At 38.3% G+C, this 22,158-nt stretch carries 24 protein-coding genes; 23 read left to right on the top strand and 1 reads right to left on the bottom strand.

Features of this window, described 5'->3' with window-relative positions; all coding sequences use genetic code 11:
* Positions 1–501 precede the first annotated feature (501 nt).
* The 4 genes from cmk (at position 502) to fni (ending at position 4,084) form a co-directional block, all read left to right on the top strand.
* Positions 502–1,182, top strand: coding sequence for a (d)CMP kinase (gene cmk, locus U8D43_RS04195; RefSeq protein ID WP_335869739.1), 681 nt, complete (start codon positions 502–504; stop codon positions 1,180–1,182).
* Positions 1,179–1,760: a lysophospholipid acyltransferase family protein gene (locus U8D43_RS04190; protein WP_335869738.1), complete on the top strand. Its 582-nt coding sequence runs from the start codon at positions 1,179–1,181 to the stop codon at positions 1,758–1,760. Before cmk ends, U8D43_RS04190 begins: the two co-directional genes overlap by 4 nt.
* A 126-nt stretch (positions 1,761–1,886) precedes the next feature.
* Positions 1,887–3,023 carry a 30S ribosomal protein S1 gene (rpsA, locus tag U8D43_RS04185; RefSeq protein WP_335869737.1) on the top strand — a complete coding sequence of 379 codons (1,137 nt, stop codon included), beginning with the start codon at positions 1,887–1,889 and terminating at the stop codon, positions 3,021–3,023.
* 11 nt (positions 3,024–3,034) lie between these two features.
* Positions 3,035–4,084: a type 2 isopentenyl-diphosphate Delta-isomerase gene (gene fni, locus U8D43_RS04180; RefSeq protein ID WP_335869736.1), complete on the top strand. Its 1,050-nt coding sequence runs from the start codon at positions 3,035–3,037 to the stop codon at positions 4,082–4,084.
* An 804-nt stretch (positions 4,085–4,888) separates the two neighbouring features.
* Here the strand turns inward: fni and U8D43_RS04175 are convergent.
* On the bottom strand, positions 4,889–5,023 hold the full coding sequence (locus U8D43_RS04175) for a YpzI family protein (RefSeq protein WP_335869735.1): 135 nt from the start codon (positions 5,021–5,023) through the stop codon (positions 4,889–4,891).
* Positions 5,024–5,121: 98 nt separating this feature from the next.
* On the opposite strand from U8D43_RS04175, the gene U8D43_RS04170 reads away from it, so the two are divergent.
* From U8D43_RS04170 to aroH, 19 genes are all read left to right on the top strand, one after another.
* A complete protein-coding gene (locus U8D43_RS04170; RefSeq protein WP_335869734.1) occupies positions 5,122–5,733 on the top strand; it encodes a YphA family membrane protein in 612 nt (203 codons plus the stop codon).
* Entirely contained in the window at positions 5,726–6,622 is an 897-nt protein-coding gene (locus tag U8D43_RS04165) for a YIEGIA family protein (RefSeq protein WP_335869733.1), read from the top strand. Before U8D43_RS04170 ends, U8D43_RS04165 begins: the two co-directional genes overlap by 8 nt.
* Complete coding sequence (locus U8D43_RS04160) at positions 6,619–6,804, top strand: capping complex subunit for YIEGIA (protein WP_335869732.1); 186 nt, start codon at positions 6,619–6,621, stop codon at positions 6,802–6,804. The genes U8D43_RS04165 and U8D43_RS04160 overlap by 4 nt, the downstream gene beginning before the upstream one ends.
* A 160-nt stretch (positions 6,805–6,964) precedes the next feature.
* Complete coding sequence (gene der, locus U8D43_RS04155; protein ID WP_335869731.1) at positions 6,965–8,275, top strand: ribosome biogenesis GTPase Der; 1,311 nt, start codon at positions 6,965–6,967, stop codon at positions 8,273–8,275.
* A gap of 18 nt (positions 8,276–8,293) precedes the next feature.
* On the top strand, positions 8,294–9,349 hold the full coding sequence (locus U8D43_RS04150; protein WP_335869730.1) for an NAD(P)H-dependent glycerol-3-phosphate dehydrogenase: 1,056 nt from the start codon (positions 8,294–8,296) through the stop codon (positions 9,347–9,349).
* A 498-nt stretch (positions 9,350–9,847) separates the two neighbouring features.
* Entirely contained in the window at positions 9,848–10,045 is a 198-nt protein-coding gene (locus tag U8D43_RS04145; RefSeq protein ID WP_335869729.1) for a DUF2768 domain-containing protein, read from the top strand.
* A 22-nt stretch (positions 10,046–10,067) separates the two neighbouring features.
* Positions 10,068–10,775 carry a YphF family lipoprotein gene (locus U8D43_RS04140; protein ID WP_335869728.1) on the top strand — a complete coding sequence of 236 codons (708 nt, stop codon included), beginning with the start codon at positions 10,068–10,070 and terminating at the stop codon, positions 10,773–10,775.
* Between the two features lie 194 nt (positions 10,776–10,969).
* Entirely contained in the window at positions 10,970–12,448 is a 1,479-nt protein-coding gene (gene spoIVA / locus U8D43_RS04135) for a stage IV sporulation protein A (RefSeq protein WP_335869726.1), read from the top strand.
* A gap of 733 nt (positions 12,449–13,181) precedes the next feature.
* A complete protein-coding gene (hbs, locus tag U8D43_RS04130; protein ID WP_335869725.1) occupies positions 13,182–13,454 on the top strand; it encodes a non-specific DNA-binding protein Hbs in 273 nt (90 codons plus the stop codon).
* A 719-nt stretch (positions 13,455–14,173) separates the two neighbouring features.
* A complete protein-coding gene (gene folE / locus U8D43_RS04125; RefSeq protein WP_335869724.1) occupies positions 14,174–14,740 on the top strand; it encodes a GTP cyclohydrolase I FolE in 567 nt (188 codons plus the stop codon).
* A 20-nt stretch (positions 14,741–14,760) separates the two neighbouring features.
* Complete coding sequence (gene mtrB, locus U8D43_RS04120) at positions 14,761–14,988, top strand: trp RNA-binding attenuation protein MtrB (protein WP_335869723.1); 228 nt, start codon at positions 14,761–14,763, stop codon at positions 14,986–14,988.
* 285 nt (positions 14,989–15,273) lie between these two features.
* A complete protein-coding gene (locus U8D43_RS04115; protein ID WP_335869722.1) occupies positions 15,274–16,077 on the top strand; it encodes a heptaprenyl diphosphate synthase component 1 in 804 nt (267 codons plus the stop codon).
* Position 16,078: 1 nt separating this feature from the next.
* Positions 16,079–16,789: a demethylmenaquinone methyltransferase gene (locus tag U8D43_RS04110; RefSeq protein WP_335869721.1), complete on the top strand. Its 711-nt coding sequence runs from the start codon at positions 16,079–16,081 to the stop codon at positions 16,787–16,789.
* A 14-nt stretch (positions 16,790–16,803) separates the two neighbouring features.
* On the top strand, positions 16,804–17,766 hold the full coding sequence (gene hepT, locus U8D43_RS04105) for a heptaprenyl diphosphate synthase component II (protein WP_335869720.1): 963 nt from the start codon (positions 16,804–16,806) through the stop codon (positions 17,764–17,766).
* 101 nt (positions 17,767–17,867) lie between these two features.
* The gene (gene ndk, locus U8D43_RS04100; protein WP_335869719.1) at positions 17,868–18,314 is read left to right on the top strand and encodes a nucleoside-diphosphate kinase; all 447 of its coding nucleotides are present in this window, start codon (positions 17,868–17,870) and stop codon (positions 18,312–18,314) included.
* A 146-nt stretch (positions 18,315–18,460) separates the two neighbouring features.
* A complete protein-coding gene (locus U8D43_RS04095; RefSeq protein ID WP_335869718.1) occupies positions 18,461–19,237 on the top strand; it encodes a CheR family methyltransferase in 777 nt (258 codons plus the stop codon).
* A gap of 137 nt (positions 19,238–19,374) precedes the next feature.
* Complete coding sequence (gene aroC, locus U8D43_RS04090) at positions 19,375–20,538, top strand: chorismate synthase (RefSeq protein WP_335869717.1); 1,164 nt, start codon at positions 19,375–19,377, stop codon at positions 20,536–20,538.
* Between the two features lie 3 nt (positions 20,539–20,541).
* On the top strand, positions 20,542–21,624 hold the full coding sequence (gene aroB / locus U8D43_RS04085; RefSeq protein ID WP_335869716.1) for a 3-dehydroquinate synthase: 1,083 nt from the start codon (positions 20,542–20,544) through the stop codon (positions 21,622–21,624).
* 3 nt (positions 21,625–21,627) lie between these two features.
* Positions 21,628–21,999, top strand: coding sequence for a chorismate mutase (aroH, locus tag U8D43_RS04080; protein ID WP_335869715.1), 372 nt, complete (start codon positions 21,628–21,630; stop codon positions 21,997–21,999).
* The last annotated feature ends 159 nt before the right edge of the window (positions 22,000–22,158 follow it).

The following is a 22,158-nucleotide window of genomic DNA, read 5'->3' as shown; positions in this document are numbered from 1 at the left end:
TCGCCTGTAACCGGGCACCTTCCGCATTTCAATGTGTCTAGCTCCAGGTGCCACCGGCTCGAGGTCATTAGCCAAGCCCAGACATGAGGCAAAGAGCGCCCCAGGTCTGTCCTTGTCAAATGCATGTCGCCGGTAACCAGGCACCTTCCACATTTCAATGTGTCTAGCTCCAGGTGCCACCGGTTCGAGGTCATTAGCCAAGCCTAGACATGAGGCAAAGAGCGCCCCAAGTCTGTCCTTGTCAAATGCATGTCGCCGGTAACCAGGCACCTTCCACATTTCAATGTGTCTAGCTCCAGGTGCCACCGGTTCGAGGTCATTAGCCAAGCCTAGACATGAGGCAAAGAGCGCCCCAGGTCTGTCCTTGTCAAATGCATGTCGCCGGTAACCAGGCACCTTCCGCATTTCAATTGTTGAATGTTCCTTACAGTAACAACGGAATTATGATAGAATAATACGAGTTTTAGTAGAATTTAATATGAAAGTTGAAGGTGGATATTTATGACACATAATTATCGGATTGCGATAGATGGTCCTGCAGCAGCGGGGAAAAGTACAGTTGCAAAAATTCTAGCGGAAAAATTATCATATATATATATAGATACGGGGGCAATGTACCGTGCGCTCACGTATAAAGCACTACAAGCAAAAGCTGACTTACAAAATGAAAAAATGATTGCTGACATTTTGCATGCGACTGAGATTAATCTTGAACCTGGTAAAAAGAATCAGTTAGTACTTTTGGACGGGGAAAACATTACGGAAGACATCCGTTCACATGAGGTAACTAATTCTGTTTCTCATGTAGCAAAACACGGTCTCGTTCGAGAAGAAATGGTGAAAAGACAGCAACAGTTAGCAGAAAAAGGAAAGGTCGTCATGGACGGTAGAGACATAGGTACACATGTCATTCCTGATGCGGAAATCAAAGTCTTTTTATTAGCTAGTGTAGAAGAAAGAGCGAAAAGACGTCATGAAGAAAATATTTCTAAAGGATTTTCGTCAAATATAGAGAATTTAAAAGAAGAGATCTCAAAACGTGATAAATTAGATTCTGAAAGAAAAGTTGCTCCTTTACGAAAAGCAGCCGATGCGACGGAAATTGATACAACTTCTTTAAACATACAAGGCGTTGTAGATAGAATCATGACATTGGTATTGGAAAGGAACGAGAATAAATGAATTTTTACACGTTTGTGAGAGGTCTTGTCAAAGGCGTCCTTACCCCCTTTTATCGTATTCATGTTGTTGGTACTGAGCACTTTCCAAAAGACGGTGGTGTATTACTATGTACAAATCATATTAATGCACTAGATCCCCCTGTTGTTGGAATTACAGCACCTAGACCGGTATCATTTATGGCGAAAGAAGAATTGTTTTCCATGCCGGTATTAGGAAGAATTGTGACAAATTTAAACGCCTTCCCTGTTAAACGGGGAATGAGCGATAGGGAAGCTTTGCGTACAGGTTTAAAAGCCTTAAAAGAAGGTAAAGTATTAGGTCTATTTCCTGAAGGAACTCGTAGTCAAAACGGAGAGTTAGGCAAAGGATTAGCTGGCGCAGGCTTTTTTGCTGCCCGTACGAGAGCACACATAGTTCCTTGTGCAATCATCGGACCATATAAGCCATTTCGAAAGCTAAAAGTTGTCTATGGTCTACCCATTGAGATGGATACTTTAAGAGAAAATAAAGCGAGTGCAGAAGAAGTAACAGAAGTCATCATGCAAAAAATAGCTGACTTAATTAGACAGAATTCGTAAAAGTTTCTTGCTTGACAAATACTCGTATTTATTAGAAGTTTATAGAAAGAGAACTTTCTAGGAGATCTGTGTGGAGTAAAGCACATGTTTACCCTAAGAGCAGTCATGGATTAAGGAGGAGTACATATGTCAGAAGACATGAATCAAGTAGAAGTGAAAAAACTAGAAGTTGGCGAGAAAGTAAAAGGTACCGTGACAAAAGTAGAAGAAAAGCAAGTGCTTGTAGACATTGAAGGAAGCAAAGTAGATGGCATTATTCCAATTAGTGAGCTATCTAGTCTTCATATTGAAAAAGCATCTGATGCCGTTCAAGAGGGTGACGTGCTAGAACTAATCGTAACGAAAGTAGAAGAAGAACTTCTTGTCTTATCCAAACGTAAAGTAGACGCAGAAAAAGCATGGGAAGAAATGCACAATCGTTTCACTGCTGGAGAAGTATTTGAAGCAGAAGTGAAAGACGTAGTTAAAGGTGGCCTAGTCGTTGATTTAGGCGTCCGAGGCTTCGTCCCAGCATCCCTTGTTGAGGATTTTTACGTAGAAGATTTCACTGACTATAAAGGAAAATCCTTAACATTTAAAATCGTTGAAATTGACCAAGAAAAAAATCGATTAATTCTTTCTCACCGTGCCGTTGTGGAAGTGGAAAAGGAACAAAGAAAAAAACAAGTGCTGGATTCTTTACAAGCAAACCAAGAGATTGAAGGGACCGTTCAGAGAATTACTGATTTCGGCGCATTTGTAGACATAGGTGGTGTAGATGGTTTAGTTCATATCTCGCAGCTATCTCACGGACATGTTGAGAAACCTTCAGATGTTGTTGAAGAAGGCCAAAAAGTTAACGTCAAGGTTCTTTCTGTGGACCGTGATAATGAGCGTATCTCGCTATCAATAAAAGAAACACTTCCTGGACCGTGGAGCAACATCTCTGAAAAAGCACCTCGTGGTGAAGTGTTACAAGGTGTTGTCAAGCGACTTGTATCATATGGAGCTTTTGTAGAAGTGTTCTCAGGTGTTGAGGGACTTGTTCATATTTCTCAAATTTCTCACAAACACATTGGTACTCCTCACGAAGTGCTTCAAGAGGGCCAAACGGTTAAAGTGAAAGTATTAGACGTGAATGAAAATGATCAACGTTTATCTCTTAGTATTAAAGAATTGGAAGAAAGAACACCACAATATGAAGAAAAATATGAAATGCCTGAAGAAAATACCGGTTTCCAACTAGGTGAAATGATTGGCGATAAATTAAAAGACTTAAAATAATGGTGATGTAGGTGTCAAGAGCAGAAAGAAAAAGAGATCATATCCAACATGCTTTATCAACAGATCATCAAGGTCAGACGGCCTTTGATGACATTGTTTTTGTGCATCATAGCTTACCGAATACTTCTGTAGAAGATGTACGTCTTCAGACGAAAATTGGCGAACTTACTTTAAGTTCGCCAATTTTCATCAATGCGATGACTGGTGGCGGTGGTGAAAATACGCAAAAAATCAATCAAGAGTTAGCGATTGCTGCAAGAGAAACAGGGATTGCGATTGCAGTAGGCTCGCAAATGGCTGCAATTAAGGATCCATCTGAACGAAAGACGTTTGAAATCGTCAGAAAAACGAATCCGAATGGCGTTGTATTAGCCAATATTGGTAGTGAGGCAAGTGTATCTCAAGCGTTAGAAGTCGTCGAAATGATCGATGCAGATGCATTACAGATTCATCTAAACGTCATTCAAGAATTAGCAATGCCTGAAGGAGACCGCTCCTTTCAAGGTGCTCTCGAACGCATTAGTGCTATTTCAACCGCTTTACCGATTCCGGTGATTGTGAAAGAAACAGGCTTCGGCATGAGCGCAGAAGCAGTTTCTTTACTAGATCAGACTGAGGTGACCGCCGTTGATGTAGGAGGATTTGGAGGAACCAATTTCAGCAAAATTGAAAATGCTAGACGAAAGCGGCTAGTTACTTATTTTGATGATTGGGGTATTCCGACGCCTATTTCGATTATTGAGGCTCGCTCATCCTTCACTAGAGATGTGATAGCGTCAGGTGGGATTCAAACAGCACTTGATGTAATCAAATCTGTTGCTTTAGGTGCAAAAGCGACAGGAATGGCGGGGACTCTTTTAAAGGTATTGGTGGAGCAGTCTTTAGAGAATCTTTTAGAAGAAATACAGGGAATTCATGAAGATTTAGCGTATCTAATGTGTGCTCTTGGAGTGACTAAAATAGAAGAATTGCTGAACGTCCCTATGGTTATTTCTGGGGAAAGTTATCACTGGTTAAAGGTTCGCGGATATAAACCAGAAACTTTTGCGAGAAGGAACTAATTTCGAATATTGTTCATCAAAGATGTTTTCCTAAGGCTGTTTTCGCAAAGTTTGTTGCTTTTCGTATCAGTTTATCATTTATGATATAACTTTGTTTTGGGCATCATTTCGTCTGTTTTTGATGGGTATCAACAGCAAAATAGAGGTTTCCATCTAAAACTAGACTAAAGAGCCTTCATAAAAAAGGGGAAGAACCATCTAGGTTCTTCTCTTTTTTTGTAAAATAAGAATATTAAAAATTTTCAAATGGTTTTGTTGGCTAGTTCTAAGAACCAGAGGCTCGGAGATGGAAGTCAAGCTCTGATATGAGAAAAAATCATATCAGGACGAGCCCTTTTCTTGTGTATTTTACCGATTGAAAGAAACTTGCGATTTTCGTGAAAGGTAGAAGGTATATAAATTAGGTCTACCACGGCTTTTGGGTTGTGTTTTATCTATGATAGCGACAAATCATTTGAAACGAACCTCCTTTACGTTGAGCATCAAGGTCAATGTGAGTCGTTCTAGCAGAAACACGTGGGTAAAAATCCGGCCAACCATCCTGTTCGTGATGAAAAATTAAAGATTATTGTTGCTCAGGATAATGACCACCACTTCTTCATGCCCTCTCATGAAAAATCCATCAAATCATATAAAAATAGTCGAGGACAGATAAAAACAGATGAAAATGCGTTCGTTTCCATATCTAGGTTAGATTTATACATATTATATTAGGATTCATGACCAGGAGTACAAACTAACGGATTTAGACAAAAAAGGACCGGGCATGGTTTTTGCCCGGTTTTTCTTAATAGCTAGTGCCTGTTATTCTTTTTGACTTTCACGAGCCTTTTGGGCAGAATCAAGTTGCGTTGCTCCACCAAAGTGAAGTGCTTGATCTCGATCTGATTCAACTCTACCGCTCTTCTTCAGTTTTTTCTCTTGTCGATCTTTTCCCATATTTACACCTCCCTTCTTAAATTCTCATAATCTAAATCAGTTTATACATGAATGAAATACTATTTCTTTTCCCATAATGGTATAGGAGGAGGTGGAAGATGGAAGGATATTGGTTTTTGTGGTCAGCTTGGTTTATCTGGATTTATGCCACATTTTTATTGAACAGACAACATCCTTATCGGTTTGTGATTGCGTTGGTCACGTTAATACAGGTCGTGGTGTACCCCTTTCAATTTCAAATAGGAGAAATGATGATTCAAGGTCCTTTTTTTGTTTTAGGAATCTTTCTGTTTATCTGGTTAGCACGCTATGAAATCTATCAAAAAATATATTTTCTTCTAACGGTTTGGATTACAGGTATGTTTTACGCCTCTTTCCTATTCATTGAAGTATATGATCCAATCTGGATTGTGCTGGATCGTCGACTGCTGTTTCCGTTGCTATTGACAATCAGTTTGCTTCTCCTGTTTAAGAAAGAAGAAAGTAGATGGGCGGTAGCGTTAATGGGGGGAGGGATGCTCGGAGAGATGCTTGTTTTCACGACATTCCGTTCTGTGGGACTACCTTACAAGGTAGGAGGAAGTGCATTTTTAGATGTATTGTTTTTAACTATGCTCTTTACGAGTATATCCTTCCACCTTTCAGCTTCTATGATACGTTTACAGATGAAAATTCCACTGAAAAAGGAGAAACAAATTACTTATGAATGAATATGTATACCCGGTTATGTTCGGAGTGTTTCTAGGTACATTAACGAGAATCTATATGCTAAGAACAGATTATCGTCAATACCCTACCTATCTTCACGGAAAAATTATTCATATCGCATTAGGATTTATCGCTGCAGGGTTAGGGACTGTTGCGGTACCGGCTATTATGGAGGAGGAATTTACCGCTATTACCTTTTTAACACTGGCTGCTTCTCAATTTAGAGATGTCCGGAATATGGAAAGGAACACTCTTGCAGAACTCGACAGCTATGAACTAGTTCCAAGAGGAGCAACCTATATTGAAGGTGTGGCTATTGCGTTTGAAAGTCGGAATTATTTAGTGATATTTACCTCGTTTATCGCAACCTTTTCCTATTTAGCACTAAACGTATATGCTGCTCTTTTTTTCGGCTTAGTGGCTATGTTCATTTCGAAAAAGTTAATGTCAGGTGGGCGATTAAAGGATATTGTCGACATCGAATTCATCCAACCCCGTTTCGACGGAGCAGGATTATATGTTGATAACATTTACATTATGAATATTGGTTTAAAAGACAGGCAAAAGGAAGTTTTGAATTATGGGATGGGGTTTGTGTTAAAGCCGAAGAACTTTAACGCGAGGTCGACGATTGCCAACCTAGGACAGCGTCAAGCGATATTGCACGATATATCTACAGCCCTAGGTGTGTATCGAGATTCCGGAACACCAGCTCTTGTTCCATTGGCAAAACGAGATTTAGATGATGGGAGAGTAGGGGTTTTTGTTCTTCCGCAAGAGAAAGATATTGAGAAAGCAATTGAAATTCTGAAGCAAGTGCCAACTTTGGAGAATGCGATTCGTATGCCAACGGAGTCAAAGGCAAATAAGAAAGGAAGAAAGCTAAAGTGAATTTAGAAAAATATATTTTAGCCGCGATTACGACAAATCCCAAAAAGGTTCCTAGTGGAGCGGCTGTTTTTCACTGTGAATCCAAGTCAGAACTTGAAACAGTTGCTGCGAATCTAGAAGCGATATTAGATGGAATAGCTCATGAATTGACCGAAGAATTATATGTAATTGTGAAGCACTAGCGGAAGAATATTGCTAGAATACTCTTTAACTGTTAAAATAATATAGTTGACCCTTCCAGTGAGAAGGGTTTTATTTTCATGTGAACATATTCATTAACATTTTATAGCTGAAAAATGAAACGTGAAATATTTTGATATAGAGAAGGAAGGGTGAGACGAAATGTCGAAACCAGTTATTGCGATAGTAGGAAGACCTAATGTAGGGAAATCGACTATTTTTAATCGGATTGTAGGAGAACGAATTTCGATAGTTGAAGATGTAGCAGGTGTAACGCGGGATAGGATTTATAGTAGTGGAGAATGGCTAACGCATGATTTTAATATTATCGATACTGGTGGAATTGATATTGGGGATGCCCCGTTTTTAGATCAAATTCGCCAACAAGCTGAGATTGCTATTGAAGAAGCAGACGTGATTATCTTAATGACAAATGGTCGTGAAGGTGTAACTGCTGCAGATGAAGAAGTATCGAAAATATTATATCGGTCTAACAAGCCGGTTGTGCTTGCTGTAAACAAAGTAGATAATCCTGATATGAGAGAAACCATTTATGACTTTTATTCGTTAGGATTTGGGGAACCTTTCCCAATTTCAGGATCACATGGGATTGGCTTGGGAGATATGCTCGATGCCGTTGTAGGGCATTTTCCATCAGAAAAAGAAGAAGAATATGGAGATGAAGTAATCAAATTTTCCCTTATTGGCCGTCCCAACGTAGGAAAGTCGTCGCTTGTAAATGCGATTCTTGGGGAAGAGCGGGTAATTGTAAGTGACATTGAAGGAACGACTCGTGACGCTGTCGATTCATCCTACTCAATCAATGATCAAGAGTATGTGATTATTGATACTGCTGGAATGAGAAAACGAGGAAAGGTATATGAGTCGACTGAAAAATATAGTGTTTTGCGTGCCCTTCGTGCAATTGATCGTTCTGATGTAGTCTTAGTGGTGTTAAACGGTGAAGAAGGGATTCGTGAGCAAGATAAAAAAATTGCCGGCTATGCTCATGATGCAGGACGTGCGATTGTGATCGTCGTTAATAAATGGGACGCAATTGAAAAAGACGAGAAAACGATGAAGAAGTTTGAAGAACAAATACGAGAACACTTCCTATTCTTAAGCTATGCTCCGATCGTTTTCTTATCAGCTAAAACGAAAAAACGCATTCATACTTTAATACCAGTCATCGATATGGCAAGTGAAAATCATGCGCTAAGAATTCAGTCTAGTGTATTAAATGATGTGATAATGGATGCTGTTGCGATGAATCCTACGCCAACGGATAACGGAAAGCGTTTGAAGATTTATTATGCGACACAAGTAGCTATTAAACCACCAACGTTTGTGGTGTTTGTTAATGAACCAGAATTATTGCATTTTTCTTATAAACGCTTTCTTGAAAACCGCATACGTGATACGTTTAATTTTGAAGGAACACCCATCAAAATTATTCCAAGAGCACGTAAATAATTTTAAGTAGGTGAGAGCATGAATGGCAATAAGGAAAAGATAGCTGTATTAGGGGCAGGAAGTTGGGGGTCAGCATTAGCTATTGTTTTAGCTGATAATGGTCACGATGTTCGACTTTGGGGTACTAACTCTGAGCAAATTCAAGATATTAATTCAAATAATCGTAATAGTAAGTATCTCCCCAATATTGAATTACCTGAAGGAATTGTAGGGTATACCTCTTTAGCGGAAGCGATAATCAACGTAAGAACTGTGATTGTGGCTGTTCCAACTAAGGCAATACGAGAAGTGGTTTCGAAACTTCAAAATGTGCAACAAGAGCCATTAACCCTAGTTCATGTAAGTAAAGGGATTGAACCGGATACGCATTTACGGATAACGGAAATGATTGAGGAAGAAATGACGGGTGAGAATTTAGACCAGGTTGTGGTTTTATCGGGGCCTAGTCATGCAGAGGAAGTAAGTCTGCGTCATCCAACAACCGTTACCGTATCTTGCAAAAGCCTTGAAGCAGCTGAGCGAATTCAAGATCTTTTTATGAATCACTATTTTCGTGTTTACACCAACCCTGATGTTATTGGTGTAGAAATTGGTGGTGCCTTAAAAAATATTATTGCACTAGCAGCAGGCGTAACAGACGGACTAGGCTACGGTGATAACGCAAAAGCCGCTTTGATTACGAGAGGATTATCAGAGATTGCTCGATTAGGAACAAAGATGGGAGCAAACCCACTGACGTTCTCAGGTCTTACTGGGATTGGTGATTTAATCGTCACTTGCACAAGCGTCCATTCTCGGAATTGGCGTGCAGGTAATATGCTAGGAAAAGGAAAAAAACTTGATGAAGTCCTAGATAGTATGGGTATGGTGGTAGAAGGCGTTCGAACCACTAAAGCCGCCTACCAGCTAGCTCATAAGTTTGAAGTCGACATGCCTATCACAGAAGCGTTGTACGATGTCCTTTTCAATAAAATAGATCCAAAACAAGGACTAGACAATTTAATGGGTAGAGTAAAAAAACATGAAATGGAAGATCTCTATAAACAAGTAGGTCAAACGAGAAGTGATAGCTAAATTCGCAAAAAGATTTGTTATAATCTTTGGTGCTTTAGTGAAACAAACAATGATTCTCCATAATGCAAAAAAATGTTGCCAATAGCCAGGTTTATGCATAATATGCATTGTAGTGAAGTTATAATGACGGATGGGTAAGGTCGTTATTTTGTAAAACTGAAGTGAAGCGCCCCCTTCACTTCAGTTTTTTTGTAAGGTACTTTTCTTAAATATTGTTGCTCCTGAAAAAAGAGCAGTAAGGTTTTTGGGATTATTTCATATTTTCACCATTGGAATGAAAAATTTTATTCATTAGAAAGAGGGCGCAAAGTTATACAAAGTAAGGGTTCTTTTCCTGTTCGAAAAGCAACATTCTTTGAGAAAACAGTCTGTTGTAAAGAATGTGTACATAGAAAAAAAGTTTCATTTAGAACCCCAAGTGCTTTGCGCTTTTCTAATTGAACTTTGCAAATTAGTCTTGATATAATACTAATTGATATAAGAAAGGGGTACATACACATGACATCAATGACAAAAATGTGGATTTCATTTGCCTCAATGGGCTTTATGTTCTTTTCCATTTTGATCATTTATTTTAGTCGATATAAAATATCATCAAAATTCCTTAAATTTTTCACTGCCCTTATTGCTTACTTTTTAATGATTACTGGTGGGCTGATGATGATTTTTATTGTATTTAGTGGTCCAACAGGTTAAAAAGAATCAAAGGAGAAAATAGATGAAACGTTTTTTGAAAATAATCCCTACCCTTATGGTAGTGGTCGTGTTATCAGGTTGTTTATACCCAGAAGGTGACTTAGCCCAAAATAAAATACCCTATGAAGAACAAATACAGTCTGTACAAGCCGCTGTCAATCAATATCGAGAGGATGAAAATGGATTAATTCCGATTAAAACAAAAGAGAATGAAACGCCTATTTACCGAAAATATCTTATTGATTTTTCGAAAATTGTTCCTAGATATATGGCTTCAACTCCTGGAAATGCCTATGAAAAAGGCGGAGTATTTCAATATGTGTTAATTGATGTTGAGGACGCTCCAAAGGTGAAACTTTTCGATATTAGAATCGCTGAGAAAATTCGGGAAATCTCAATTAGAATTCGCTCGCAAGGATATCCACCGTTCAAAGAGCAAATAGGAGATAATGTTTATACGCTGGATTTCTCTAAGCTTGGATATAAACAAGACCCATTTGTTGTGAGTCCCTATTCTGAGAATAATTTACCGTTTGTTATCACAGGAAACGGAGACATTTTTGTTGATTATCGACAAGATCTTTTTCGAAAACTACAAGATCCATCGGAAGTGTATGAAATAGGGGAAGATCTTCGCCCTCTATTAGTACAGGACTCACATTTTGTCCCTGCCTATTCCCTTCCCTATGTTTTAAATGAAAAAAACGAACCAGACTTTCAAGTAAATTAGTTCTATCCCTTTTCCTGCAAAATATATTGTAGGGGAAGGGATATTTTTTATGCCAATACAAAAACAAATAAGCATAAAAGGTAAAAAAAATCATAATCATAGTCATAAGAAATTGGGACAACATCATAGATATATAGTGTTCAGTAATATACACGGATGAAATGTCCTAGAGGATAACGATGGGAGGGAAACTCTTGGAAAAAGTAGATATTTTTAAAGATATTGCAGAGAGAACTGGTGGGGATATTTACTTAGGCGTTGTAGGAGCAGTTCGAACAGGCAAATCAACATTTATTAAAAAATTCATGGAATTAGTTGTGCTTCCCAATATTGCGAGCGAGTCAGAAAGAGCTCGGGCACAAGATGAGCTTCCTCAAAGCGCAGCAGGAAAAACAATCATGACGACAGAACCAAAATTTGTTCCAAATCAAGCAGCTTCCATACATGTAGAGGACGGACTCGATGTAAATATAAGATTAGTTGACTGTGTAGGATACACGGTACCGGGAGCCAAAGGATATGAAGACGAGAATGGCCCTCGTATGATTAACACTCCTTGGTATGAAGAGCCAATCCCGTTTCATGAAGCGGCGGAAATCGGGACGCGGAAAGTGATTCAGGAACACTCTACGATAGGTGTTGTCGTGACGACTGATGGAACGATTGGAGACATCCCACGCTCAGATTATATTGAGTCTGAAGAACGAGTCATTGAAGAACTTAAAGAAGTAGGAAAGCCTTTTATTATGGTCGTCAACTCCGCTCGTCCTTATCATCCCGAGACAGAGGAATTTAGACTTAAGTTACAAGAAAAATATGATATACCTGTCCTCGCGATGAGTGTGGAGAGTATGAGGGAGACGGATGTATTAGCTGTATTACGCGAAGCTTTGTTCGAATTCCCAGTACTAGAAGTGAACGTAAATCTCCCGAGTTGGGTAATGGTACTAAAAGAAGATCATTGGTTACGAGAGAGTTACCAAGAATCTGTCAAAGAAACAGTCAAAGATATAAAAAGACTGAGGGACGTAGATCGAGTTGTTCACCACTTTAGTGAATTTGAGTTTATCGAAAGTGCTGGATTAGCTGGGATAGAAATGGGGCAAGGGGTAGCTGAAATTGATTTATATGCACCAGACGAGTTATATGACCAAGTATTGAAAGAGATTGTTGGCGTAGAAATTCGTGGAAAAGATCACTTGTTGGAGCTTATGCAGGACTTTGCACATGCGAAAACAGAGTATGATCAAGTATCTGATGCTCTTAAAATGGTCAAACAAACAGGTTATGGTATTGCAGCACCTTCTTTAGCCGATATGAGCTTAGATGAGCCGGAGATCATTCGTCAGGGATCCAAATTCGGGGTTCGGTTAAAGGCCGTGGCTCCCTCCGTTCATATGATCAAAGTGGATGTTGAATCAGAGTTTGCTCCGATTATTGGCACAGAAAAACAAAGCGAGGAATTAGTTCGCTATCTCATGCAGGATTTTGAAGATGATCCGCTTTCCATTTGGAATTCAGATATATTCGGTCGCAGTTTGAGTTCAATCGTCAGAGAAGGCATTCAAGCCAAAATTTCTTTAATGCCAGAGAATGCACGCTATAAACTAAAAGAAACTTTGGAGAGAATTATCAATGAGGGATCAGGTGGATTGATCGCAATCATTTTATAAAAAAGGGCCATTAAGAGAATTTCTCTTAATGGTCTTTTTGATAGGCTCTTTTCGTATAAATTGTGGCTATTTCACCTGATTTTTGACTACATCCTGCATTTCACCGTTGATTTTCATCAATAATAAACGAAATGATGCTCGAAACAAAGCTATATTAAAAATGATAATCTGATAGGAAAGCAACAAACTTTGCGAAAACAGCCTTTTGATTTGATGAATTTAGTGGAGTAAGATAAGTGTCGGCTCCAGACTTCAATTCTCAAGGTCATAAGTCGATAGACAGGAGTTCATGGTGTATGAAAAAATTCACCATGAAGGGGATGAGGGTGGTTGTTTCTCTTAAGGTTAGGGTCGAATAACATAGGGAGAAAATAACCGACGAACGGTTACGTCAGAATATTTATTGCCTAAACCAATATAGAAGAACAGCTGAAGTTGTTCTTCTATATTGGTCAGGGGGAGTGAAAAAATATCAAATATGTATGTGAATATCAAAAATAGTCGAAAAAAGACGGATTTATAAGTAAAGATTCCCAAAAAATCAGGGATTATTCTTGCTATAGCTATTTTAATGTGATAATCTTTTAACAGAATTGTTGTTGAATAACCATTCGACAAAGTTCTGGCGTGATATTTCTACATTTGTATGTATAATATTCGCTCAATTTGTTCACTAATGTAACAAATAAAAGATTTCTATACGACTCTTATTATTTGGGAGGAGGTGAATGGCATGAACAAGACAGATTTAATTAATGCAGTAGCTGAAGCAAGTGAACTTTCTAAGAAAGATGCAACTAAAGCAGTTGATGCCGTGTTTGAATCAATTCAAGGCGCACTAGCAAACGGTGATAAAGTTCAACTTATCGGTTTTGGTAATTTTGAAGTACGTGAGCGTGCAGCACGTAAAGGTCGTAATCCACAAACTGGTGATGAAATTGAAATCGCAGCTAGCAAAGTACCTGCTTTCAAACCAGGTAAAGCCCTTAAAGATGCTGTAAAATAAATTTTTACATATCCTTTTAGGAAAAAAGGCCACATTTTGTGGCCTTTTTTACGTGCTTTGAACAGGATCTTTTCGTATGGTTTGTAGTAAATGAACCAAAACTTTGATTGCTCTATCTATTCAAGCAGTGACTATTTCTCAAATGATACGAAAAAAATCCAGAAACCTGTCTATAATGTGATTAACAGACTAATGTGAAAAGCAATATTCCTGACGAAAACAGCCTTTGAAAGAGAAATGCTTTTTTCATTTTAAATGAAAATTTGGATAGGCAAATAGTAATGAATAATGTTTGAGCTAGTAAGAAGATATAAAATCTTTGTGGCTTATATGCTTCAAAACGGAAGAAGCTGAAACTGAAATAGTGTCCTTTGCAATCTATGATTTCTCATATGAAGATTCTTTACTAACTTTCCCCCATTGAATAATATGTCATTCAATTATTCTGTACGATAAATTTACTTTTCTTATGGAGATCAAATGGGAATGGGTGGCCTATTCTTTTGCTATGTTTTTGGGGTTATGCTAAGATAATCTTTAATCCCGTTCAAGCTGAATTTACATAAAAACTATAAATATTTGGGCTTGTCGGGAGTGGATCGTCAATAGGAATTTGGTTAAAGAACAAAACCATTAATTAAACAAAGATTGCCGGAAGAATGATCTGATCCCAAACAAGAAAACTAGGTCAACTAGATAGAGACACAGGAGGACAAAAGATGGCGGAAGTGAATCGTACACAGATAGAAGAAGCGGTGCGCTTAATTTTAGAAGCAGTGGGTGAAGATCCTAACCGAGAAGGGTTACTTGATACACCCAAACGAGTGGCGAAAATGTATGAGGAAGTATTCCAAGGCTTAAGAATTGATCCGCGTGAATACTTTGACACAATTTTTACAGAAAATCATGAAGAAGTTGTATTAGTCAAAGATATTCCGTTTTATTCAATGTGCGAGCATCATTTGGTGCCATTCCATGGGCATGCCCACGTCGCTTATATTCCACGAAATGGTAAGGTTACAGGACTGAGCAAGCTTGCAAGAGCAGTGGAGGCAGTTGCGAAACGACCACAACTACAGGAACGCATTACGTCTACAGTTGCAGATTCAATCATGGAAAAATTAGATCCACATGGTGTGATGGTAGTCGTAGAAGCTGAGCATATGTGCATGACAATGCGTGGGGTTAATAAACCTGGTGCTAAAACCGTTACAACGGCTGTAAGAGGTAGCTTCAAAGAAGATGCACATGCACGCTCTGAAATCCTCTCTTTTATTAAGAATTAAAGAATGATGAGGTGGTTTTCATGAAAAACCAGACTGGTGATTATATAGTAATTAAAGCAGAAGAAGATGGGGTAAATGTGATCGGGTTAACTAGAGGGACTGATACCCGGTTTCATCATTCTGAAAAACTGGATGAAGGGGAAGTCATGATTGCTCAATTTACGGATCATACATCCGCGGTTAAGGTGAGAGGAAAATCAACGATCATGACTTCTTTTGGTGATATCAAAAGTGAAGCAAAAAAATAGGACAAAAAGCTGCTTTTCAATTTGAAAGGCAGCTTTTTACATCTTTTTACAATTCGCAGTACTACTCTAAACTATGTTATAATGGTCAAGGCATTCATTTCAAAAAAATGATACATACCTTTTTACACCTATTTGAAAGGTGGAGCGTTTCGATTAGTTTTATTAATGGATGAATTAAGCAGCAATTAACTAAAAGATTTAGTTAATCGCACTAAAAAAATACTTTTATTTCAGGTAGATTTTAATAACAAAGATACATAAGTGAAGAAATGGGGATTCAAGGTTATGTCGCTTTCTACAAATATGCAGACCATTAAAGACTATATTGGAAAACAGCTCATTCATCCATTCCTTAAAAAGTATTTAGGAACTTATACAATAGATGAAGAAAAGCTTAAACTTTTAATGGTGCCCTTTGAGGGGGAAATTGGAGAGGAAGAGATGAAATTTATTTCGACCACAATGTTGGTTGAAATTGCTTTGACTACCCATGATAGTGTTTCGGTAGAGGAAGAAAAAACCCAGATTAACCGTCAACTAACGGTGTTAGCGGGAGACTATTTTAGTGGATTGTACTATCAAATTTTAGCCAATATGAATAATATCGAATTAATAAAAGCGCTTGCTTCGGGAATAAAAATCGTAAATGAAAATAAAATTCTGCTTTATCAAAGCGAGCTTTTGAGCATAGAAGACACGTATAATAGTTTAAAACTAGTAGAAGCTGGGTTAATTCAATCGTTTTATTCATTTTTCAAAGCAGATGACCTTATCGGTAATGTAAGTGACTACCTGTTAGGAAAGAGGTTAGAGAAGGAAAAAAAACTATTTATGCAAAATCAGCACTCAGCTTTATTTTATCATGTAAAAGGAAACTTACATCCTGATAAAGTGGCGAATTTAGCTCAATTGACACAAGCGGATAAAGAGGATTTAATTAAGGAAATAAATCAAAAAATAGATTTGATTGAAGAAACCACTTATTCTCAGTGGAGAAATCATACTGTGCAAAACCCGTTCGTGAAAGAGTTGTTCTCCCGTACGAAACAACCTAAAATCGTAACGAATTTGTATGTAGAGGAAGGTTGATATGACGCACTCAAAAGAACAAAAGGTTCATAATGTATTTGAAAAAATTTCTGGAAATTATGATAAGATGAACAGCTTAATAAGTTTTCAACAACACAAACGATGGCGGAAAGAAACAATGAAAAAGATGAATGTGAAACCAGGTAGCTCTGCCCTTGATGTTTGTTGTGGAACAGCCGACTGGACGCTTGCCCTTGGTGAAGTCGTTGGGAAAGGCGGGAATGTGGTTGGATTAGATTTTAGTCAAAACATGTTAAGTATAGGACAAGAAAAGGTAGAGGCACTATCTATGGATCAGGTTTCTCTGATTCACGGCAATGCTATGGAGCTTCCCTTTGAAGATAATGCTTTTGACTACGTTACAATTGGGTTTGGCCTTCGGAATGTCCCAGATTATTTACAGGTGTTAAAAGAAATGAACCGTGTACTAAAACCTGGGGGAATAGCGGTCTGCTTGGAGACATCTCAGCCTACCATGTTGGGATTTAAGCAAACGTATTATTTGTATTTCCGTTTTGTTATGCCCTTATTTGGGAAGCTATTTGCGAAAAGCTATCAAGAGTATTCATGGTTACAAGAATCGGCAAGGGATTTTCCAGGTATGAAAGAGTTAGCTTCTCTATTTGAACAGGCTGGGTTTCAAGATGTTTACTTTAAACCCTTTACAGGTGGAGTGGCGGCGATGCATATCGGAAGGAAGAAAAACGACTAAGCTAGGTGAATGTGATGAAATTAGCAAAGATGTATTCGTTTTTTAAAACGGATATAGAACAAATTGAAAAGGAGCTTGAAAACGCCATTCAATCAGAGGCCACTTTATTGAATGAAGCATCTCTTCACTTACTTCAAGCTGGTGGAAAAAGAATTCGACCGGTCTTTGTGTTGTTAGGAGCTAAATTCGGGGATTACGACATTGAAAAAGTGAAGAATGTGGCGGTTGCACTTGAGCTTATACATATGGCCTCTCTAGTCCACGATGATGTGATCGATGACGCTGAATTAAGGCGGGGAAGTCCGACTATTAAGGCCCAGTGGGATAATCGTGTTGCCATGTATACAGGAGATTATATTTTTGCCCGTTCTCTTGAGTTTATGACGAGAATTCCTTCAATTGAAGCTCACCAAATTCTATCGAAAACTATAGTTGAGGTGTGTATTGGAGAAATTGCTCAAATCAAAGACAAGTATAATTTTGATCAACATTTACGAGATTACTTACGTCGAATTAAAAGAAAGACTGCCTTACTAATTGCTGTAAGCTGTCAATTAGGTGCAATAGCAACAGGTGCATCGACTACACAATCTCGACATTTGTATCGGTTTGGCTATTTTGTGGGAATGGCGTTTCAAATAACAGATGATATATTGGACTTTACCTCAACTGAAAAGGAGCTCGGAAAGCCAGCCGGTGGTGACTTGCTTCAAGGGAATGTAACTTTGCCCTCACTTTATGCAATGGAGAATCCTTTTATTCGTAAGGAAGTCGAAGTGGTACATGAACAAATGGGTCAAGAAGAATTTGAATTTGTCCTTCAATCAATTAAGAATTCGAGTGCAATTGAAAAATCCTATCAATTAAGTAATCAATATTTGCAAAAAGCGTTAAAAGAATTGAATCAGCTCCCCAATATTAAAGCGACAAAATCTCTGAGAAATATTGCTTTATTCATAGGTAAACGAAAATATTAGAATATTTCAAATGGAACCGTTGCCAAATGCTTTAATCAGTGTTACTATTTTCGTGGGCTGTTGCTTGCAGCCTACTTACATATAGGGAGTGGAGAGTTATTATGGAACAAACGTTTCTTATGGTCAAACCTGATGGTGTACAAAGAGGATTAATAGGTGAAATCGTTTCTCGTTTTGAGGATAAAGGCTTTCAACTTGCTGGTGCAAAATTAATGCACATTTCAAAAGAGTTAGCTGAAGAGCATTATGGAGAACACAAAGAGCGCCCTTTCTTTGGAGAACTTGTTGAGTTCATTACGTCTGGACCTGTGTTTGCCATGGTGTGGCAAGGGGAGAATGTTATTGCTACGGCTAGAAAAATGATGGGAGCTACTAACCCAGCAGAAGCATTGCAAGGAACAATTCGTGGAGATTATGGAATTACAGTAGGGAAAAATATTATTCATGGATCTGATTCTTTAGAAAGTGCCAAACGCGAGCTTGGTTTATTTTTTGGCGAGAACGAATCGTTAGAATACACAAAACTAATTAATCAGTGGGTATACTAACCCTGACAGCCAAAAAGGACTCTTTTTAGAGTCCTTTTTTGTATGCGCTTTCTATTATTATCTGGATGAAAATATCTCTCCTCTTTTAATCGCTTTTTCGCTATACTTAAACAGATGAACCAAAATGTATCAGGAGAGGAATAACAATGGCTAACGAGTACGAAGGATTTATTCGTCAAATTTATCAAAAAACAGGAATTGATTTATCACTTTATAAAGAAGCCCAAATGAAGAGACGTTTAACCTCTCTATACGAAAAAAAGGGTTTTGATTCTTTTAGTCCTTTCTTTCAAGCGTTAAGCAAAGATTCTGCACTATTGAACGATTTCTTAGATCGTATGACGATTAATGTTACAGAATTTTATCGAAATCAAAAACGTTGGGAAGTATTGGAGAACAAAATCCTTCCACGTTTATTTCGTGAAAATAAAAAAATAAAAATCTGGAGTGCGGCATGTTCAACGGGAGAAGAACCTTATACCATTTCAATGATTATGTCTAATCTAGCCCCTAGTTCGTCCTTTTCAGTACTAGCAACTGATTTGGATGAAAATGCCATTCAAAAGGCGAAAAGAGCTGTTTATCCTTCTCGCTCGTTAAATGAAGTGCCAGCAAAAATAAAAACAAAGTATTTTAAACAAGACGGAGATTTTTTCTCTGTGGCAGAAGGCATCAAAAAATGTGTGACATATAAGCAACATAATTTGTTAGCAGATTCATTTGATCGACAATTTGACTTAGTTATTTGTCGTAATGTCATGATTTATTTTACTGAAGAAGCGAAGGATCAATTATACAAGAAATTTAATGATTCTTTGAGGCCGGGAGGCGTCTTTTTTGTAGGTAGCACAGAACAAATCTTTAATCCAGGAAAATATGGTTTCGAACCTGAGGATACTTTTTTTTACAGAAAACAATCTTGAAATATTTTTATATTTTATTCGAAAAAGCTGCTGATTCAAATCACAGCTTTTTATTTTTTTAGAAAATCGATGTAAGATGATAAAATATATGATATATTGTTACATAATTCTTTAACGAGTTGAAGGGAGAAAGCATAATGAGATATTTAACCTCTGGGGAATCACATGGTCCCCAATTAACGACCATAATTGAAGGTTTACCTGCGGGCATGCCGTTGCTTGCTGATGATATTAATGCAGAATTAGCTCGTCGCCAAAAAGGCTATGGCCGAGGAAGACGAATGCAAATTGAAAAAGATATGGTTCAAATTGTTGGGGGAGTGCGTCATGGGAAAACGTTAGGTTCGCCACTTTGTTTAGTCGTCGAGAATCGAGACTGGACTCACTGGACAAAAATAATGGGCATCGAACCGACAGATCAAGAAGAAACCAAACGGACTGTAACGAGACCTCGCCCAGGTCATGCGGATTTAAACGGAGGTATTAAATATGGACACCGAGACATGCGCAATGTATTGGAACGTTCGTCCGCAAGAGAAACTACAGTAAGAGTAGCGGTTGGAGCTGTAGCCAAGACTCTACTAGCTCAGATCGGCATACAGATAGCTGGACATGTAACGGAAATTGGTGGCGTTCAGGCTGGAAATATTCGAACTGATTCATTAGAAGAAATTCAACAAAGATCAGAAGCCTCTCCTGTGCGTTGTTTAGACCCACAAGCAGAAAAAGAAATGATGATGGCTATAGATGAGGCTAAAAACGCAGGTGACTCCATTGGTGGGGTTGTAGAGGTCCTTGTAAAGGGCATGCCTCCTGGCGTTGGTAGTTATGTACATTATGATCGAAAACTAGATGCAAAGATTGCTTCAGCTATTATGAGTATTAATGCGTTTAAGGGAGTCGAGTTTGGAATAGGGTTCGAAGTGGCGAAAAGACCTGGGAGTGAAGTTCACGATGAAATAGAATGGAGTAAAGAAGAGGGGTATGTTCGAAAAAGTAATCGATTAGGTGGATTCGAAGGAGGAATGACAACAGGGATGCCGATTGTCGTGCGTGGAGTGATGAAACCGATTCCGACTCTATACAAACCATTAAAGAGTGTTGATATAGAAACGAAAGAAGAATTTACAGCCAGTATCGAGCGAAGTGATAGTTGTGCAGTTCCTGCCGCGTGTGTCGTCGCTGAAAGTGTCGTGGCAATTGAATTAGCGAAAGAATTGCTGAGTCAATTCAATTCTGATCAATTCCAGGTATTAAAAAAGTCTATTGAAGACTATAGACAATCGGCAAAGGAGTTTTAAACTGTGACTCAACTGACTATTCAAACCGATTCAAAGCAATATGATGTTTATATTGGCGAGGGAGTTCGATCGAAAATATCATGCGTGCTAAAAGATCAGAATTATTCGTCAGTCTTTATTATTGCGGATGAATTTGTTTTTGAACTTCACGGTCAAAAACTAGTTCGAGAAATCCCGGCTAACATCCCTTTTCATATTTGTAAAGTTCCTCAAGGAGAACAAGCTAAATCATTTGCAGTCTATGAGGAAACGATATCGGCCGCTCTTACTGCTAAATTAGATCGTCAAGCGGTTATTCTGGCATTTGGTGGAGGCGCGATTGGTGATCTTGCTGGTTTTGTGGCTTCGACGTATATGCGTGGAATAGCGTTTATCGGCATACCAACTACGATTTTAGCTCATGATAGTGCGGTTGGTGGTAAAGTCGCAATCAATCATGAACTCGGTAAAAATATGGTTGGTCACTTTTATCAGCCATCGGCAGTCATTTATGATTTGTCCTTCTTGGTAACTCTATCTGAAAGAGAGGTTCGTTCTGGATTGGCAGAAGTGATCAAGCACAGTTTGATTGCCGATCCGTTTTTCTATCGACAATTGCTAAGTAAAAAGAGTTTACAGGAATTCAAGGGAGACTTTCTGGAAGAAGTTTTGCTGAAAGGGATAGAAATTAAAAATCACATTGTTTCCCAAGATGAACGAGAACAAGGCATTCGTGCCTATTTGAATTTTGGTCATACATTTGGTCATGCAATCGAAAAACAAGGGAATTATTCGTCCATCAATCACGGGGAAGCAGTGATGTTTGGCATGATGTTTGCTCTTCATTTAAGCAAGTCAAAACTGGATTTATCTATTGATCTGCAAGAATTTCACCAGTGGATTGAGAAACTAGGGTATAGCTTGAAGATTCCAAATTATCCATTTGACTCGTTATTTTCTACCATGAAGCTAGATAAGAAAGCAGAAAAAGGACATCCAAGATTTGTCCTGTTGAAAGAAATAGGTTCTCCGAGTGTCTATAATATTCATAAGAATCAATTAGAGGAAACATTTGAAAATATAAAATCAAGCATCAAAGGAGAGTGAAGGATGATTAGAGGTATTCGAGGTGCGATAACAGTTGAAGAGGATCAAGCAACCTCCGTTTTGGAAGCAACCTCAGCCCTTCTAACAAGGATGATTGAGTCTAATAATCTTCTCGCGGATGACGTGGCATCTGTCTTTATTTCTGTTACGAAGGACCTTAATTCCACTTTTCCGGCAAAGGCGTTACGAACATTACCAGGATGGAGTTTTGTACCTGTAATGTGTATGCAGGAAGTTCCAGTCCTAGGAAGCATTGAGAAATGTATTCGCGTGATGATTCATGTCAATTCGTTATCTAACCAAGCAGACATCGTTCATATATATCTGAAAAGGGCAGTGGAACTTCGACCGGATTTAAATCAATCCAACTCTTAGTGAAAATGAACGCCTTGTAAGGGAACATTGTTTCTTTTTTAAAGGAAGGATAAGATGGATCGCAATCTCAAAAAAATAAGTAGTTGTTTAACACATTGGCTGTTTTCTCATCAGTGTATATCCTGTTAAAAGTATAGGTTTCAGAACAATTCTTCGTCT

The sequence above is a fragment of the Bacillus sp. 2205SS5-2 genome (genome assembly GCF_037024155.1).
In the GTDB taxonomy this organism is placed as follows: Bacteria; Bacillota; Bacilli; order Bacillales; family Bacillaceae_K; genus Bacillus_CI.
The sequence above is the reverse complement of the archived record's forward strand: the minus strand, read 5'-3'. Positions and strand labels throughout refer to the sequence as shown.

Bases quoted from the DNA above. Each gene is read 5' to 3' on its own strand.
- U8D43_RS04170 (WP_335869734.1), top strand. From the start codon at position 5,122: ATGGAAGGATATTGGTTTTTGTGGTCAGCTTGGTTTATCTGGATTTAT.
- aroC (WP_335869717.1), top strand. From the start codon at position 19,375: ATGAGATATTTAACCTCTGGGGAATCACATGGTCCCCAATTAACGACC.
- hepT (WP_335869720.1), top strand. From the start codon at position 16,804: ATGAAATTAGCAAAGATGTATTCGTTTTTTAAAACGGATATAGAACAA.
- rpsA (WP_335869737.1), top strand. From the start codon at position 1,887: ATGTCAGAAGACATGAATCAAGTAGAAGTGAAAAAACTAGAAGTTGGC.
- U8D43_RS04115 (WP_335869722.1), top strand. From the start codon at position 15,274: ATGTCGCTTTCTACAAATATGCAGACCATTAAAGACTATATTGGAAAA.
- U8D43_RS04145 (WP_335869729.1), top strand. From the start codon at position 9,848: ATGACATCAATGACAAAAATGTGGATTTCATTTGCCTCAATGGGCTTT.
- U8D43_RS04110 (WP_335869721.1), top strand. From the start codon at position 16,079: ATGACGCACTCAAAAGAACAAAAGGTTCATAATGTATTTGAAAAAATT.
- U8D43_RS04150 (WP_335869730.1), top strand. From the start codon at position 8,294: ATGAATGGCAATAAGGAAAAGATAGCTGTATTAGGGGCAGGAAGTTGG.
- der (WP_335869731.1), top strand. From the start codon at position 6,965: ATGTCGAAACCAGTTATTGCGATAGTAGGAAGACCTAATGTAGGGAAA.
- folE (WP_335869724.1), top strand. From the start codon at position 14,174: ATGGCGGAAGTGAATCGTACACAGATAGAAGAAGCGGTGCGCTTAATT.
- U8D43_RS04190 (WP_335869738.1), top strand. From the start codon at position 1,179: ATGAATTTTTACACGTTTGTGAGAGGTCTTGTCAAAGGCGTCCTTACC.
- U8D43_RS04140 (WP_335869728.1), top strand. From the start codon at position 10,068: ATGAAACGTTTTTTGAAAATAATCCCTACCCTTATGGTAGTGGTCGTG.
- U8D43_RS04165 (WP_335869733.1), top strand. From the start codon at position 5,726: ATGAATGAATATGTATACCCGGTTATGTTCGGAGTGTTTCTAGGTACA.
- ndk (WP_335869719.1), top strand. From the start codon at position 17,868: ATGGAACAAACGTTTCTTATGGTCAAACCTGATGGTGTACAAAGAGGA.
- aroH (WP_335869715.1), top strand. From the start codon at position 21,628: ATGATTAGAGGTATTCGAGGTGCGATAACAGTTGAAGAGGATCAAGCA.
- U8D43_RS04175 (WP_335869735.1), bottom strand. From the start codon at position 5,023: ATGGGAAAAGATCGACAAGAGAAAAAACTGAAGAAGAGCGGTAGAGTT.
- U8D43_RS04095 (WP_335869718.1), top strand. From the start codon at position 18,461: ATGGCTAACGAGTACGAAGGATTTATTCGTCAAATTTATCAAAAAACA.
- mtrB (WP_335869723.1), top strand. From the start codon at position 14,761: ATGAAAAACCAGACTGGTGATTATATAGTAATTAAAGCAGAAGAAGAT.
- hbs (WP_335869725.1), top strand. From the start codon at position 13,182: ATGAACAAGACAGATTTAATTAATGCAGTAGCTGAAGCAAGTGAACTT.
- cmk (WP_335869739.1), top strand. From the start codon at position 502: ATGACACATAATTATCGGATTGCGATAGATGGTCCTGCAGCAGCGGGG.